The organism is Cyclobacterium xiamenense, from assembly GCF_042140265.1.
Classification (GTDB): domain Bacteria; phylum Bacteroidota; class Bacteroidia; order Cytophagales; family Cyclobacteriaceae; genus Cyclobacterium; species Cyclobacterium xiamenense_A.
Map to the genome: position 1 here is coordinate 5,170,718 of NZ_CP159481.1, position 14,427 is coordinate 5,185,144.

A 14,427-nucleotide genomic window follows, 5' to 3' on the forward strand; every position below is an offset into this window, starting at 1 on the left:
GCTCTATCAATTCTTTTCAAACCGAAAAACGTCTTGCCCCATCCTACCTATGTATATTCCCCGTGGCAACCGATCAATTTCCAAGCGGTTCAGGCAGGGAGAAGGGGTAGTATGCCTCACCCAATCCGTTTTCTCACGGCCAAATAGGTCAAATACACGTATTCCTTCCCCACACGAAACTCCCCCATCCAACCAAAGCTCCCGATCAGAGGGATTGGGATACACCCGTAACCGCCTGTTTCCACTTTGCTCAAAATTTGCCGCCCAAACCTCCGAATAGCTGGAGTTTCCATTGCGATCCACCTGCTTCAGCCGGAAAAAAAGGCGCTCATTTACTGAAAGCGGCAAAAAATGTCGGTAGGTGGTGGTAGTCGTGGCAGCACCGGCTCCTTGTACCTTTCCTTGTACAACCCAGTTTTTACCGTCAGTGGAAGACTGGATCTGGAAATGGGAAGCGTCTTTTTCAGAAGAAGTTGTCCAATGTAGGGCAACCCCTTTTCCTGCCAATACCGTACCGGAAAAACTCGACAACACAACGGGCAGGAATATTTGCTCTACTTCTATGGTCACGAGGGCCTCATCGCATTGCAGGCCACCGGCTCCACAAATCTCGTAGGTAAACTGATCCCAGCCAAAAAACTCCGGATTGGGTGTATAGGAAATGCTGCCGGTGTTGGTGTCGACGGACACCGTGCCATTAGCCGGCTGGGCCAGAATGGTCAGGAAGGCTGGGTCCAAAAGACCTTCTGGCAGGTCGTTTTCCAAAACATTCAAGACAAGAGGCTCCTCCATCCTGGTGACCCCTTCGTCGTTATTGGCCGCAACGATGTCAAATACCCCGACCTTGTAGGCCGCAAAAGCAAGATCACTGCTCCCATTCAGCCGATACCGTAGACTCCTTACACTTTCGTAATTGCCCAGAGTGATACCAAAAGACTCCAGGTCGGCAACCCACAAACGCAAATCTCTTGATTCATTGATAAAAGCCGCTGAGTTTCCGTGCAATTCGTAAAAATCGGCGATCCATTGTCCCAATACAGCGATCCCGTTGTGGTTAATGGTCAGGGAATTACCCACCTGATTGCCGAGTTCATCGGTAAGAAATATTTCGTCCAGCGTACCACTTGGATTTGCAAACTGAGTTACCAGGATGTCCGGAATCCCATCGCCGATTTGCAAGGGGTCGATAATCCCTGAAAAGTCAAAAATGACATTCCCTGCGGCAACATTGGCCACCCCGGTACCGTAATCCAAACCCTGAAGACCGTCTGTAAGGAATCCCGCGAGATTTGGGGGGATAGGAAAAGGAGCGGGGCTGGAAATGGCATCGTCTACCCCATCGTATAGCTGGCCTAAACCAATATAGGTTCCCGAACTTTTCGCCACTACGTTTCGCACGGGAAATGCCTGGTACACCTGCGGAGAATAGGAGACACCTTGCAAGGTCATTTGGGCATCGTTCACCCCCGTGGAATAAACCGTTCCCTGCCAGGTAAATCCCAGCAAATGGTGCGAGTCATCCGGTTGAACGGGATTGATGGCACCCACCGCGGAGGTCCAAAAACCGCTAAAATCGGTGTAGATTCGAGAGGCTCCCCCGTGACTTTGAGAGAGAACAGGCCCGGTAGTCACCAAAAAGGCAGCAATCGCCCAGGCAAATGCGTTCAGATAAAAGAGCATTCGCCAACAAAAAAAAGTTTTTGGCTTGACCGAATTGACCATTATTTTATGCATTCACTTCCCTGCTACCAATCTATACAAATAACTGAATTTCTCATTAAAGAAATTGTCGATCACAGAATTATTATACAGTTTTTACTTGTTTTGAAGTATAAAATTACTAATTTTTACTGAAAGTTTATAATTAAATTGTATAAATTAGAATACTGAATGTCCAGTTACGGACAGCGGTCTATCCTGAGAAGCAACATGGCGAAGCCAGAAAACGAAAAATTGTCCCCGGATGCAAACCGGGATCGCCATTACGTATCGGTCCTAAAAGTCCTCTTGGGGTCCCTGCTTCTTCTATCTGCCATCAGCTATATCAAATTCGGCCCCTATCTGAGTCCGGACACCTTGAGTTATGTAAAACTCAGCGAAGGCCATTCCGACCTCCTTTCCTCATTGTCTCCATTTTATCCCTTTCTTCTCACCCTACCCCCCCTTACACTCCTTCCACTGATCGACAGAATCCTGCTCCTGAGTATCCTGGCAATCGGGGGATTATTTTGGTTACTCGTAAAAATCGCCCGCAGGTCGGGAAATCATTTTTCGTTGATTTTCCTCTCCTTTGGTATCAGCTCCATGTCCTGGTGGTCCTTTCGGGTAATCGGAAGTGCACATGCTGACAGTCTGTTTTACCTACTGCTAGTCGCCTGGTTGTACTTATTCATTTGGGGAGACAAAGAAGAAAATTACTACCTACCGGCCCTGGGAAGCTTGTCTGCCGTGATGGTGTGGGTGAAACTAAATGCCTTGTTTTTACTCCCCCTTCTATTAATTTGGGGCTGTATTGAACGAAAAAAAGGCTGGTTTTTGATCGCCGGTACCACGCTACTCTCCTGGCTGGTTTACCAATGGATCGTCCCGGAAAACATTCTAAGGTACCATCTGGCGGCATCTCCGCTTTCCGAACGAAGTGCGCTCGAAGCGGTGGCATTGCTTTACGAGAATCTTTCAACCTGGATGCAAGTAAGCATCGGACTGGTGATTTCCGATACCCTTAGTCACTACATCCCCCGACTGCTTGCCTTTGTGTTGGGAGTGGTTTGGTTGGCTTTTCTTCTACTATTTCTAATTGGTCACAAAAACAAAATCGGCAACAAACGGTATGCGCTGCTACTTTTTGGCACCACGTATTCCCTGTTTTTTCTTGCGTTTCAGCAGTGGGCTGGCTTTCGGGAAATCAATTTTCGCACCCTTTTTCCGTATCTATTGGCCGTCTCTTGGTCTCTCTGGCTATTTTTACTTCGGATAAACCGACCAAAAACACTACTGGTGCTAGCGCTGCTTGTGACTGGTCACACGGGTGTCGGCCACCTGCTGCTATGGCAGCGTGGAAACGTCGCCTCTTTATTTGAAGCCCGCTCCTTTCATAACAGTGAGCTTAGGACGGATATCTTGAAGCTATTGGAAGGAAAACGGGTAGCGATTCGAACCGACTACCCCGAAAAACTCATGCTTTCCTATAGAGACAGAGCGGTAATTCGTTTGGACCCCACCCATGCTTTCGTCAACGGTAAAAATGAACCAATAGATCCTGCTGCAAGGTGGCAGGAACGACAGGCATCGCTACTTTCCCTGATGCAGGGAACTGCGGTAATTGTTCTTTTCCAACCAACCCCCTTCTGGAAAAAAGTAGCCGAAAACCCATCGATTCAAGCGCTTATTGACAACGAGGCGCTGATATTGTATGGCGATGAGGCCTTAGCGAAGTAAATACATTTTCCCATATCCCTTTTTAAACGCCTTATCTCCTGCACTATCCCGAAGTTCCATAAACTGGCCATCTTTTCTGACCAATACCCGGTAAATGTAGACTCCATTGGCCAGCTGATCGCCAAATTCATCTTTGCCGTCCCAGGCATAGGCGGAAAGATTGTTCCCAATGTGTACCGGACCCAACTCCTCTTGAAAAATCTCCTTCACCACTTTCCCACTAACGGTCATGATTTGGATTTTGATCTCGTCAGGAATCTCAGCCCCGGTAAGCGTAAACACAAAGCGGACGCGGTTACTAAACGGGTTGGGGTAGGGGTAAAAGTGGGTGATCTGGCTTTCGTTGATCACTTCAAAATTGACTTCATAGGGTACTGTTCCCGCTACATTGCCAGAGGCGTCCATGGCATTGATACGTAAGGCGTACTGCCCATCCTCCAGAGGTCCTGGCTGAAATTCAATTTTAAAGTCTGCGTTTTCGGTGGCCTCGAACCACTTCACCCTGGGATCACTAAAGGAAATTTTCTCAAAATCACAGGTTTCACAGGGCCTTCGCAACAGCAATTCCATTCCCACCGTGTCCTTTTTTAGTGCAATTTTATTTTCATCCTTTACCAGCGCGGCAATGATCACGTTTGGGGACACAATATCGCCATTCATGATGTATCTCCCGTCAAAACTGACATCCAGCACCGGGTTTAAATCGTCTCCTTGCACCTTGAAAAAATCAGGCAGGTCCAACACATTGTTTCTGTACAACTGTTCGGGAAAAATTCGGGGATTGACAAAAACGTTCAGGGAATTGTTTCCGGGCCGGCCTTTGGAATCAAAGGGCAAGGTAAAGGCCACGGTTGAGCCAGCCTGCACGGGTGCAATTTTCAGGCTTCCTCGCTCGATGCTCCGGCGTTCCTGACTTTGATACGTGTATTCTACCGTAATGGAATCGGCAAAGGAGTGCTCAGATATGTTTACAAATTCGAAGGCCAACTCGTCTTCTTCCCCTTCTTGGAGAACCGATTCGGTTCGATTGTCCTTAAACACCAACACCCCTTCTGGAACGCCGGTATAGTTCACTTGCCATTTGGCCAATTGGGGTAGGGAATTTTCCTCCAGACCATCCAGAGAATACCTTAACCTCAGGAATGGATAATCCGCAGCACTAAATGATGAAAGATCCAATTGTTGTTCCTGTATATTTGTTCGCAGGGGCACCTCCCCACCCTCCACTGTGACTCCCACCACATCCAAACGGCTCGCCACTGATGGAAACAGTGCTTGGTCGTTGATCTCATTGAAGAAATCTACCCAATTGGATGCAGGACCTATTTGTGGAGACACGATTCTTCCGGAGGGAAAATACCCTGTAATATCGGTTTCAAAATCAAGGACCTGTGATGCCCGCGGTAATTCGGCGCCGGTATCCGGTACCACTTCGATCGCTTCCCCTGGATTCATCCCCTTTCGCCCAAATAAAATGTAGGGGTCTCCTGTTTCTAAATTCCGCAGTGTGGCCTCATTGGCTCCCAGTTCCTTTAATTTTAAATAGGCAGCATCCGGCCAGTCAGAAAAGGTGACATTGCCGACCGAAAAAATGATCACGTAATCCTTCGGATTCATGCCATCTACGAAATCCAAAAGCATGGTCTGCCCTTCCCCTAGAATGGATGCATTTCGAATACTTTGGATTACCTGGGGTACCCTGCCGCAGGATCTGGGATCCAATACGTCAACGGTGACCAGTGGAACCGGCAAATAGGGCTCCAGCGTCTGGTGGTCAAAGGCCATGAGTCCCAGGGAGCCATTTGGACAAAAACGATTGAACGTATCCAAAATATAAGAGACTCCATTGAGCATGATCTGCGTGTTTTCCACGCTGTATCCCTCTGCTTCCGAACCAAAGGTAAATACATCGATATTGAGTGCGGTTTCCTGAAACCGCCATTCTCTTTTGGCTAAATCCAGACGAATTCTTTCCATTTGATTGTCGGCAAACTGAGGGAGTCGACGCTGCGTCCATCCCTCGGGACCATTTCGAATAAACGAGAAACTACTGCCGTTCCAGCTGGCATTTTCACCCTCCCGGGGCTCCAGGAACCGGGTTCGCCAATAAAATGTCAGAGAATCCACTAGCGGAAGGTCGGAGAACAAGTCCACTTCCCACCGGGCCAGGTTGTCGGTAGTCACCCGAACTTCTTTTCTTCTGGGACTTGAGAAATCAGCCGCCGTATCCAATTGAATCACCAAATTTCGTTGTTCACGGATAAGCCCGGGTATCTGTGCGACCATTTCAACCGCGCGTTCGCTAACGATCCCATACTCCAGGGGAAACAAATTTAAGGTCCCGCTCAATGGCACAAAGAAGGAGACCGATACCGAATTATTTGCAAAAGTCATTTCATCAGGTTCGCGCCCCTTATTCAGGGCAATCGTGAAAAGATTGTCTCCAAAAGAATTAATCCCTGTGTTGGGTATGGTAATGAAAAGACTATCCTTTCTGAAAACCGGACTGAGCATCCGGGTATCGAGTCGAATCAGGCTGCCGTCCGGCAGTTGGCGTTCGATATCGATCGTTACCGAATCCCGCAGCACGATCCCCAGATTTCGAACCACGAGGGAGAGTTCCAGGGAATCCGACAAGGAATTCAACGGCTCTCCATCGAGTCCCTGAAGCTGCACCTCGTTTGGGTAAATCGCATAGTCGGGCTTATTTGCCGGAAACATGCGGGCGGCAGGATCGCCCAATAGAATGATTTGGTTTGCATGGGATTGGTTGACCTCAGAGCTCCCATACCGAGAATAAAGCAACTTTTCGGACTCAATTTTCACCTTACCCAGACTTTGGTGAATCAGGGAAGAGTCCGCAAAGGCCTTTGCATAAAAAGATTCGCTGTACCGCCTTAAGTAAACATCAATGCCAATATCGGCGTGAGCAAGAAAATTGGACGCTCCCCTATCCGGCGTAACGATCCAGTCCTCTCCAAAGGTGTACGCATCCCCATACGCATTTCCGGCATCACAACCGTTTAGCAGCAACACCGGATATTTGCCTTTGTTGCGGTAGCCCATTTCATTCACACTCGCAAATCCGATATCGATATCCGTCGTGGAAGGTGCCGCGTGTCCAAAAAAGGTAACGAGACCCACTCCTTCATTGATCTGCTCCGATATGTTGATGAGTTCTGTGGTCGCATTGGATCGCTTGCGCACGGTGGCCACATTTCCCCCTAAATAAATGTCCTCCGCCACCGCTTTAAACCCATTCAGGAAATTAAAAAATCGTTCTAATTCAAACGCTGACCTACCCCCACTGAGATGGATCAAGTCTTTTTGCCAGGGCTCGGTAACTCCCAACGCATCTTTCTCTTTGATCTTGTCGAGATATGCACCTACATCGTCCGGCGTCCTTGCGGGGATGCGTCCAACGCTGATACGTTGCTCCATCGGGGCTCCCGGATCCAGGCCGACGGCATAGCGGTTATCGGAATAAGGGTAACCAAAAGACGGGACTAACTCCTGAAAATCGAATAAATCGGGATTGGTTCGGTAGAAATAAGTCACCCCAGCTTGCCTGCGGGTATTGATCATACCGTACGCCCTTCCTACCAGCAAGAGGTATTCCGGCTGGTGTCGGGCCTGGTACAATTTCAAAAAATTTCGAATACCGAGGGGTGATTTTTCTCCATAGGAAAATTGATCGTACAACTCCTGTACGTTGACCGTCAGGGTATCAAAACCCCCTCCGTCCGGTGTGGCTCGGTACGAAGCGTAGGCGCCTACCGGATCTCCGTAATTGGAAGCGGGTCGACGAAGTAACTCATGGGAAATTATCAGGTAATTCGCTTGTTGTGCCAATAAATTCCTGAACCGTACGCGCTTCATCACATTAATTTCCTTGATCAGACGCTGATTTTGAACAAACAGGGCGGACGGCTTTCCGGGAATACCTGCCGGGAATTCGAGCCGGTTCCCATTACGCTGTGTTTCCAATTTCAATGGATTGTCCGGGTCTTCTGTGTCAAAGGCCAGATAGGAGTCGCTGAGTCCAGAAAAGACTACCTTCCCTCCTCCATCGTCTGCCAGGAGTACCTCCGTCTCAAAATCCCCTTCCCCGCCGCTCGAGCGATAGGTGATTCTGGAATAATTTATGGAAATATTGTCAACGGCATTGTTGTCTCCCAAAGAGGTAATTCGTACGACCAGGTCTCCCTGTGGCGAAATGTCTGAAACCATTAATTCTTCTTCAATCCGAAGGATCTCGTAGTCGTTGAACGCATAATTGCCAAGGCTTCTAAGCGCATTTTCAGAAGGGCCAACGTGGATGGAGGTAAGGTGTGGCGTACCCGAACGCCCCACAAGACTTATTACCAGCTGGGGTAACGAAGAATCCGAAAGGTTTACCAGTCCAGCGTGCCGGATGGACCTGCTGAGCCCCCGGGACAGGATTGAAGAGGTCCATCCCTGCCCCTCATCGTACACCGATAAGCGGACCCCGGGAAAATATTCCCTTCCCATGGAATACTGTTCCACAAAAAAGGAAAGATCGGTTTTCTCAAAGCTAGCCACTTCTTCCCTATCCGACCGGAATGGGATCACACGCATCCTTTTCCCCTGCGCTCCCGGAGTAATCGTTAAAAAAAAGGCCGTGGTATCGTTGTGGGTATTGTAATAGGGATTTGGAATCCAGTCGGGATCTTCGTACAGTTCCCGATCCAAACTGGCATTGTTTCGTTTTCCAATAAACTCCAGGTAATCTCCCTGATCAAAAGAACCGTCTTCTTCTCCCGAAACGTGTACGGCCACTTCCTTTCCCCTGTGAAAAACACGTATCGCTCTGGGGTCAATGGATGCTACCGGAATACCAGAGGCAGCGAAACTGGTATAACTCAATCGGAATAGCCCGTCGGAAGCGGTGGGGATTTTGTAATATTCCCCTTCAAAATCAATCCATTGATTGTCCTGCCCAAGGAGTTGACCGCTTAGGGAGAACAGGAGCAAAAGCAAGCTGCATCCTTTGCTCAGGAACTTACTCGTTTTCCCAGCCACCATATATTCTGAAGTCATTTTTTAATGGATTCAACGAAACCTTTACACTAAAGACATGGGAATAGGGAGTCTCCGAAATACTTCCAATATCCGTAAGCGCATAATCGACCAATACCTTTTCGCTCAGTCGGAACCCTAAGCCAAAACCTGGTTTAAACGAAGTATACGAAGATCCATCAAAGTTTTTCAGCCGCTGTAGGTTTCCTGCCCCCATTCGAAGGTAGGCAGTTTCTTTGTAGGCCAACTCCAGGCCGAATCGAGGATCTACATTGAACAGGCTGCTTCCGTAAAGAGCATTGCGTTGACCGTCAAAGGAAAAATCCAGATCCAAAACAGTCAGTAAACCAAGGTCTGTACCTATTTCAAAACGTTTTGCCAGGCTGAAAATGGCCTTGGGCAGGGTAAGTTCGATGCTGTTAACGGGTATTTCGTTCTGGGTTTGCGCATAGATATCCCGGACCATTGCGGCATTATGGGACCAGGCGTTAAATGTAGTCGTCACATCTCTGGCCATAAATCCAAACCTCCAGCCATCCACCAGGTAAATGGCACCAAAATCAAGTCCAAAACCCCAGGATTTTGCAAACTTCCCGACATTTCGATGGATAATCTTGGTATTCACCCCCATCTTAAAATGATCGCTCAGGTCCCGGGCATAGCTTAAAATCAATGCATAATCGGCAGCATTGAAATATTGAATATTATTGTAGTTCAATGCACCGTTTGCATCGTACAGAAAACGGGTATCTGGAATATCGTCCACCCCAAATCGAATAACCGATACGGCTACCTGATTATCCTCCTGAATATTGGTGGTATACGCGGCGTAATCGTACGATGCTACCCCGGCAAAATATTCGGCATGCATCAAGGAAAACTCATGCTCGTGAGCTACCCCCAAAAGACCCGCCGGATTCCAAAAAGCTGCCGTTACATCCTTCACCGCAGCTACCTGCGCGCCGCCCATCCCAAGGGCCCTGGCACCGATCCCAATGGTTAAAAATTCATTGGAATACTTAGGTGCTATCCCCTGAGCCTTTGCGGAAAAACACAGCACCAGTCCTACCAACACGCAAAAATAAGCCCTGGAAATCATAAGATTAAATAATAAATCCCTTGCAAAGTAAAAAGAAAAAATCAATCGAAATGCGCAGCAAATGGAAAAATTCAGCCCAAGCGGTCATGTAATGTCCATAACCGAACAGTAAACTGTTCGAAGTCACGTTTATTTCGCGCGGATTTTGACATCGGTCTTAACTGGGAAATAAAAGTAAAAAAACTTTTCCTGCACCTTAGCCCTTAAATTTTGTTCTTAACAGCTAATAAACAGCAGTTTACAACCCAATCAGCCGCCTGAATTCCCTTGCCTATAGAGGAAACCTGGCACCACCGGAGATGCGCGAATAATTTGGTATTATTTTTCATATAATTCTTACAAGCCGGACCCGCTCACCGGAAGAGCCGTCCCGGCGAATGGCTATTAATAAGAAAACGATGAACGCTTCAGACACCCAAATACAAATGCGAAAAGGAATCGTAGCATTCTGTGTGCTGCATATTATCTCACGTGGAAGAGTCTATACTTCAGACTTGATTGACGAACTAAAAAGCGCCCAGGTAATTGCAATCGAAGGCACCTTATACCCCTTGTTGCAGCAATGGAAAAATAATGGATTGGTTACCTCCGAAAAAGTAGAACCCGATGCCGGTCCCCCCCGAAAATATTATTCGATGACCGAGAAAGGACACACCTTTCTAAACGAACTACAAACCACCTGGGAGGAGTTGAATTCCACGGTCAACCAATTACGATCAAAACCAAAAAACCCCTAATCGCATTCGGGATATTGCCAATTATTTCTTAATCTTAGTACAAGAAGTCATGAAAAAAACCATCAGTATAAATATCAGCGGAATCCTGTTTCATATTGAAGAGGATGGCTACACTTCTTTGAAAAACTACCTGGATGCGATCAACCAGCACTTTTCCCTGTATGAGGACAATCAGGAAATCATCTCGGACATTGAAAACCGGATTGCCGAAATATTCCTGAGTAACTTAAAAAACAACAAACAGGTGATCACTGCTGAAAACGTAAGTGCCCTGATTGAAAAGATGGGTACCATCGCAGATTTTCAGGCCTCTGCGCTCGATCTGGGTGAGGAAAAATCGGATGAGGGCGAAAACGATTTTTACAAGTACATTACGCCACCGGAGCAAAAATCCGGAAAAGCCTATAAAAAACTAACCCGCCTAGCCAATGCAAAAATCCTGGGTGGCGTCTGTGCAGGCTTTGCCAATTACTTTTCCATCGACCCTCTCTGGACCCGGCTGATAACCATTTTGCTGGTATTTAGCGGTGGGCTTGATTTCCGGACATTCCCCCTTCCTTTCTTCTCCGATGGTCTTGGCATCTCAATGGCTCTTGGCTGGTGGACGCTGATCGCCTATGCGTTATTGTGGATCATATTGCCGGTGTCCTATGAAAAACCGGAAGACAAGCACATTAAAAAACTCTACCGAAACCCGGATGACCGAGTATTAGGTGGCGTGGGGAGCGGCCTCGCAGCCTATTTCAATCTGGATGTTATCTGGATGCGGTTGGCTTTCGTGGGATTGATTTTTGCGGGAGGGTCGGGGTTTGTGTTGTACCTGATCCTTTGGATCATTACGCCCGTCGCCAAATCCATCACCGAGCGGATAGAAATGAAAGGAGGAGCCATTACCCTCAGTAATATTGAGACTACCATCAAACAAAACCTTTCGGCGGAAAGTACCCGAGAGGATTCTACCGTAAAGAAACTGATACTGGCACCCTTTCGCTTCCTGGGAATGGTGATAAACGGTATTGGAAAAGCCCTTGGCCCCTTTGGCCGATTTCTCGTGGAAATGGTACGGGTGATCTTTGGCCTTGCCATCTTCTTCGCAGGCATGCTTATTCTGGTCTTACCCTTGGCCTTTCTGGGGATCTATACCGACATCCTCTCCAATGAAGGATGGACGTACGTATTGGATGGCTTCCCCATTGACTCGCTGGTAGAATTACTACCTATCTGGCTGGCTATCGCTGCGTCCATACTGGTACTTATCCCGAGTATCGTGCTGGTTATTCTGGGGATAAGCGTGCTGATCAAACGAAACCTAATAGATGGTCGGTTTGGCCTGGTCTTGTTTGGTATCTGGTTGGCATGCATTTTACTGGTCGCGTTTCAGGTTCCAAAAATTATCAGCCAATTCAAGGTGGACGCCACGCATGCCCTGGAGCAAGAGCTGGACATCCCCTCGGGTACCCTGGTCTTGCGAGCGGAGGATTCCCTACTTGATACCAACGATTGGGGATTGGTAAACCTGGAACTGAGAGGGCATGCCACCGACAAAATCCTCTTGAACCAATCGTTTTCCTCCAAAGGGTCTACCTACGAAGATGCCTTACAAAATGCCTCCTCGGTGGATTACACGGTACAATTGACCGATTCTGTGATGGTATTTGGGAAAATACTCAATTTCCCTGATGGGACCAGGTTTCGCATGCAACAGTTGGACCAAAGAATGTACCTGCCTTACAACCAACCTTTTGTCATGGATCGGAGCCTACTACCCTTACTGAGAAATACCCTGGCTCGGGACGGATACAAAAACAGGGATATTTCCGGCAGCCACCATTGGGTTTTTAACGAGGAAGGATTGCTCTGTCTGAATTGCATCAATGACCACAACCAATCTCCCGCCGATAGTGCGTCCCGGGCTCAGTTTAAAGACCGCTATTTTATGAAATAAATGAGGGTCTTTCCCCGGTTTTCGCTAACTTCAACCGCGGAAAATAGGCAGATTACATGGATATAAGGGTGAAATTTATGGGTGGAGCCGGGACGGTCACCGGCTCCCGATTTCTTTTGGAAATAGACAGGTTTCGTCTATTGATCGATTGCGGCCTTTTTCAAGGACTGAAGGAATTGCGTTTACGGAATTGGGAAACTTTTCCTACCGATCCGGCTAAAATTGATGCCATTGTGCTGACCCACGCACATATCGATCATTCGGGCTACTTACCCAAACTGATTAAAGAAGGTTTTTCCGGTCCGATCTACCTTACCGAAGCCTCGCTGGAACTGGTAAAGATCCTTTTACTGGACGCCGGTAAACTTCAGGAGGAGGAAGCCAAATTTGCTGCCCAAAAAGGGTATTCCAAGCATCAGAAGCCCTTGCCACTATTTACTCAAGAAGATGCCGAAAAGGTATTCCCCTTGTTAAAGCCTATATCTTTCGAGGAGGAAGTTGTCATTCACGACCGCGTCCTGCTTACCGCCTACAACGCCGGGCACATTCTCGGCGCAGCAATCCTCAAACTGAAAATACAAGGTGAGAATCAGGAAAAAAAGCTCGTGTTTTCGGGCGATTTGGGGCGGTACCGTGACCCCATTCTTAATCCGCCGGCGGATATCCCCTTTGCGGATGTACTTTTTTTGGAATCTACCTATGGAGACCGCGTCAACGAATCCAGCGATATTGACAAACGCCTGGGTAAAGTCATTCGAGAAACCTATCAGCGGGGAGGAGTGTCTCTTATCCCCTCCTTTGCTGTAGGAAGAACGCAAATGATTTTATTTTACCTGCACCGATTACAGGAAAAAGGCTTGATCCCCAATATCCCAATTTACGTGGACAGCCCCATGGCCATCAATGTTACGGAACTCTACAAAAAGTTTGTACACTACCACCACCTCGGCCCCTCTCTTGAGGAACGCGGTGCCAACCCATTCCTGCATCCCAATCTCCACTATTACAGGGATCAAGAGGCGTCCATGAGCCTTAACCACATCAGGGGAGACGCCATCATCATTTCGGCCAGCGGTATGGCTACCGGAGGACGAATCCTGCACCACCTTTATCACCGCCTTCCCAATGAAAACGATAGTGTACTGTTTGTCGGGTACCAACCTGAAGGTACACGGGGACGGAAAATCCTGGATGGAGAAGAAACCTGCCGCATTTATGGAATAGACGTACCGGTAAAGGCTTCGATTCACTTCATCGACGGGCTCTCCGCCCACGCGGACCAAACAGAATTGGTTAGCTGGTGTGAAAATTTTATCTCAAAACCAAAATTCACGTTTTTGGTACATGGAGAAAAAGAAGCCAGCGAAAAACTAGCCGGGATTTTGAAAGAAACATATGGATGGCATACGATTTGCCCGCAATACATGGAATCTTTCGAAATTGTTCACCGGCATATGAAAAGTAATTTTCGAGGGTATATTCGTTGGAACCAGGGGAATCTAAAAAAACATCCATGACTACACGATCTCTAGTATTTCTTGCGTTTGCCTTGCTGGTCTCCTCTTTGGTGATTTCCTGTAAATCCACCCGGCAAATTGACGGGGCACCCGTGGAAGAGGAAGCCCCCGGTGCAAAAAACAAGCCGATCGAAACATCGCCCTCCACTACCGGACAAGGCATACGGGGACAGGTGTTTTGGGTGGAGGGCAACCGAATGCCACAGGCCAACGTATCCGGGGAACCGGCCACGCATCCCCCCAAAAAGAAACCCGTCCAACGTACGGTGCGGATCCACAAACTCACGCATTTAAACGAAGCCAGTTTGGGGGACTACCTTTTTGGCGATATCGAAAACTACTTTGGTTGCTGAAATTCAAACGGATGAATCCGGGTTCTTTGAAGTACGCCTTCCGCCTGGAAGCTATTCGCTCTTTACGGTCGAAGAAAAAGGCTACTTTGCCAACGTATTCGATCTGGATAGCTACGTTCACCCGGTGACCGTAAAAAGAAACGCCTGGAAAACTACCCAAATCACCATTGACTACATGGCAAGTTACTAATCCTGACTGCTTTAGTTTCAACTCCTCGTCCGGTACCCTGACAAAGGGATGCTTTTTTATTTATTTTTACTCCTCGATGCAACCTTTTTCCCGAAGACCGCATCTATC

The 14,427-nt window shown here is 47.9% G+C and carries 9 protein-coding genes; 6 read left to right on the forward strand and 3 right to left on the reverse strand.

Annotation, left to right across the window (positions count from 1 at the left end):
- Nucleotides 1–6: 6 nt before the first annotated feature.
- Nucleotides 7–1,680 carry an Ig-like domain-containing protein gene (locus tag ABWH99_RS21080; protein WP_375583762.1) on the reverse strand — a complete coding sequence of 558 codons (1,674 nt, stop codon included), beginning with the start codon at nt 1,678–1,680 and terminating at the stop codon, nt 7–9.
- A 210-nt stretch (nt 1,681–1,890) separates the two neighbouring features.
- Between ABWH99_RS21080 and ABWH99_RS21085 the strand changes: the two genes are divergently transcribed.
- Nucleotides 1,891–3,438, forward strand: coding sequence for a hypothetical protein (locus tag ABWH99_RS21085; protein WP_375583763.1), 1,548 nt, complete (start codon nt 1,891–1,893; stop codon nt 3,436–3,438).
- Here ABWH99_RS21085 and ABWH99_RS21090 read toward each other — a convergent pair.
- Nucleotides 3,427–8,499 carry a C25 family cysteine peptidase gene (locus ABWH99_RS21090; protein ID WP_375583764.1) on the reverse strand — a complete coding sequence of 1,691 codons (5,073 nt, stop codon included), beginning with the start codon at nt 8,497–8,499 and terminating at the stop codon, nt 3,427–3,429. The two genes, ABWH99_RS21085 and ABWH99_RS21090, sit on opposite strands and share 12 nt — an antisense overlap.
- On the reverse strand, nt 8,462–9,577 hold the full coding sequence (locus ABWH99_RS21095; RefSeq protein WP_375583765.1) for a PorV/PorQ family protein: 1,116 nt from the start codon (nt 9,575–9,577) through the stop codon (nt 8,462–8,464). The genes ABWH99_RS21090 and ABWH99_RS21095 overlap by 38 nt, the downstream gene beginning before the upstream one ends.
- 398 nt (nt 9,578–9,975) lie before the next feature.
- Here ABWH99_RS21095 and ABWH99_RS21100 point away from each other — a divergent pair, with 398 nt between their 5' ends.
- The 5 genes from ABWH99_RS21100 to ABWH99_RS21120 are packed head-to-tail and all read left to right on the forward strand — an operon-like array spanning nt 9,976 to nt 14,319.
- Entirely contained in the window at nt 9,976–10,314 is a 339-nt protein-coding gene (locus tag ABWH99_RS21100; protein WP_375583766.1) for a PadR family transcriptional regulator, read from the forward strand.
- Between the two features lie 49 nt (nt 10,315–10,363).
- Entirely contained in the window at nt 10,364–12,259 is a 1,896-nt protein-coding gene (locus tag ABWH99_RS21105; protein WP_375583767.1) for a PspC domain-containing protein, read from the forward strand.
- Nucleotides 12,260–12,315: 56 nt separating this feature from the next.
- Complete coding sequence (locus ABWH99_RS21110) at nt 12,316–13,776, forward strand: MBL fold metallo-hydrolase RNA specificity domain-containing protein (protein ID WP_375583768.1); 1,461 nt, start codon at nt 12,316–12,318, stop codon at nt 13,774–13,776.
- Nucleotides 13,773–14,129 carry a hypothetical protein gene (locus tag ABWH99_RS21115; protein ID WP_375583769.1) on the forward strand — a complete coding sequence of 119 codons (357 nt, stop codon included), beginning with the start codon at nt 13,773–13,775 and terminating at the stop codon, nt 14,127–14,129. The genes ABWH99_RS21110 and ABWH99_RS21115 overlap by 4 nt, the downstream gene beginning before the upstream one ends.
- On the forward strand, nt 14,119–14,319 hold the full coding sequence (locus ABWH99_RS21120; protein ID WP_375583770.1) for a hypothetical protein: 201 nt from the start codon (nt 14,119–14,121) through the stop codon (nt 14,317–14,319). Before ABWH99_RS21115 ends, ABWH99_RS21120 begins: the two co-directional genes overlap by 11 nt.
- Nucleotides 14,320–14,427: the final 108 nt, after the last annotated feature.

Bases quoted from the DNA above. Each gene is read 5' to 3' on its own strand.
- ABWH99_RS21080 (WP_375583762.1), bottom strand. From the start codon at position 1,680: ATGCTCTTTTATCTGAACGCATTTGCCTGGGCGATTGCTGCCTTTTTG.
- ABWH99_RS21115 (WP_375583769.1), top strand. From the start codon at position 13,773: ATGACTACACGATCTCTAGTATTTCTTGCGTTTGCCTTGCTGGTCTCC.
- ABWH99_RS21095 (WP_375583765.1), bottom strand. From the start codon at position 9,577: ATGATTTCCAGGGCTTATTTTTGCGTGTTGGTAGGACTGGTGCTGTGT.
- ABWH99_RS21085 (WP_375583763.1), top strand. From the start codon at position 1,891: ATGTCCAGTTACGGACAGCGGTCTATCCTGAGAAGCAACATGGCGAAG.
- ABWH99_RS21110 (WP_375583768.1), top strand. From the start codon at position 12,316: ATGGATATAAGGGTGAAATTTATGGGTGGAGCCGGGACGGTCACCGGC.
- ABWH99_RS21100 (WP_375583766.1), top strand. From the start codon at position 9,976: ATGAACGCTTCAGACACCCAAATACAAATGCGAAAAGGAATCGTAGCA.
- ABWH99_RS21105 (WP_375583767.1), top strand. From the start codon at position 10,364: ATGAAAAAAACCATCAGTATAAATATCAGCGGAATCCTGTTTCATATT.
- ABWH99_RS21090 (WP_375583764.1), bottom strand. From the start codon at position 8,499: ATGACTTCAGAATATATGGTGGCTGGGAAAACGAGTAAGTTCCTGAGC.